This is a genomic window from Methylobacterium sp. J-059, from assembly GCF_022829485.1.
GTDB lineage: Bacteria > Pseudomonadota > Alphaproteobacteria > Rhizobiales > Beijerinckiaceae > Methylobacterium.
Genome location: NZ_JAKSYA010000002.1, coordinates 1 through 1,450, shown reverse-complemented (window position 1 = coordinate 1,450; position 1,450 = coordinate 1). Strand labels below are relative to the sequence as shown.

General features: G+C 69.0%; 2 protein-coding genes. Both read left to right on the top strand.

Annotated features, from left to right (window positions below; all coding sequences use genetic code 11):
* On the top strand, positions 1-974 hold a 974-nt coding region (locus MKK55_RS00010; RefSeq protein ID WP_243932644.1), incomplete at its 5' end, for a hypothetical protein.
* A gap of 115 nt (positions 975-1,089) precedes the next feature.
* Positions 1,090-1,341, top strand: a complete 252-nt coding sequence (locus MKK55_RS00005; RefSeq protein ID WP_243932642.1) for a hypothetical protein — start codon at positions 1,090-1,092, stop codon at positions 1,339-1,341.
* The last annotated feature ends 109 nt before the right edge of the window (positions 1,342-1,450 follow it).

Sequence of the window (1,450 nt, the reverse complement as noted above, 5' to 3'; positions counted from 1 at the left end):
GCGAGGCCAGCGCCCATGTGAAGTGGTTCTGCGCCTACGACGTCGCCGGCCAGCCCCGCGGCCTCGAGCAGGTGCTCTGCCTCGACTTCGAGTGGCTCGTCGGCCTGTCGGTCCTGTGCCTGATGTTCGGGTGCCTCGCCGAGGGCACCCCGCTCGGCACCGCGCTGCTCAACGCCCTGGACCGGGTCACCGCGCGGCTGCGCACCGACACCGAATTGCTGGTGCGGGCGACGCTGGGCTTCTTCTTCGTCTCGCTCTGGACGCTCGGCGGCATCATCCTCACCCCCGAGCTCAAGACCGACGCGGCCTGGATCCCGTGGTTCCAGCTCGCGCTTGCGGCCTGCCTGATCTGGCACCGCACCCTGCCGCTGGCCGGCGCCGGCATCGTCGTGCTGTTCGGCTACGCGACCTGGAGCTACGGCGCGTTCCATCTGGCCGACTACCCGGTCTTCCTCGGCGTCGCCGCCTACCTGATCCTCACCGGCCTGGACCGCACCCTCTACGGCATCCGCCCCATTGACGTGGTCCGCGCCGCCGCCGCCGTCACCCTGATGTGGGCCTCGGTCGAGAAGTGGGCCTACCCGGAATGGACCGCGCCGCTCCTGGCCGCCAAGCCCGAGATGACCTTCGGCGCCTCGCCCGAGCTGTTCATGAAGGCCGCCGGCGTCGTCGAGTTCACCCTGGCCTTCGCCCTGATCTGGACGCCCCTGGTGCGCCGCACCGCCGCGATCATCCTGGCCGCGATCTTCGTCTCCGCCGTGTTCGAGTTCGGCAAGGTCGATGCGATCGGCCATTCCGGGATCATCGTGGTGCTGATCGGCATCGCCGCCGACGACGCCCGCAGCGCCGTCCGCCGCCGCGACGTGGCGCTGGCCCCGGCCTACTACGCGGTGGCGCTCACCGGCTTCCTCACGCTCTACTACGTCGGCCATGCGGCGATGTACGGCGCGCTGTTCTCGGCGCCCGTGATCTGATCGAAGAGCCCCGTTATCTAGTAGGCCTGTTCGCTTTTCGTACCGGCTGTGGCTCAGGTGTAGCAGCCACATCGGAGACCTTCGGTTACCGTGAGGCATCCTTCAGGTGCCTCACATGCTCACGTTGACCTCGATCATCACCCGCAGCGTCCTCGCTGTCGCGACCGTGGGCGGCCTCGCTGCGTTGGCGGATGGAGCGGTTCGGTCGCAGCTCGAACAGGCTGTGCGGGGCGATCTGAACTTCGTCGGGCGTGCTCCGGCGCCGATGCGGGTTGCCCGGGTGGATGAGCGCTACGTCGCAAAGGGGCTCGATCGGGGTCGGCTTGGCGCCACCGTGCGAATGGTTGGCACCGACGACGCGCAGTAAGCGCATCACGCACCGTCGATCCGGGGCCTAAGTCCCATCGCTCCGCTTGCCGCGGGCGACCTCGCGCATGGCCTCGTCCGGCAGCGGCCGCTGAAGCTGCAATGCCTCC

Bases quoted from the DNA above. Each gene is read 5' to 3' on its own strand.
- MKK55_RS00005 (WP_243932642.1), top strand. From the start codon at position 1,090: ATGCTCACGTTGACCTCGATCATCACCCGCAGCGTCCTCGCTGTCGCG.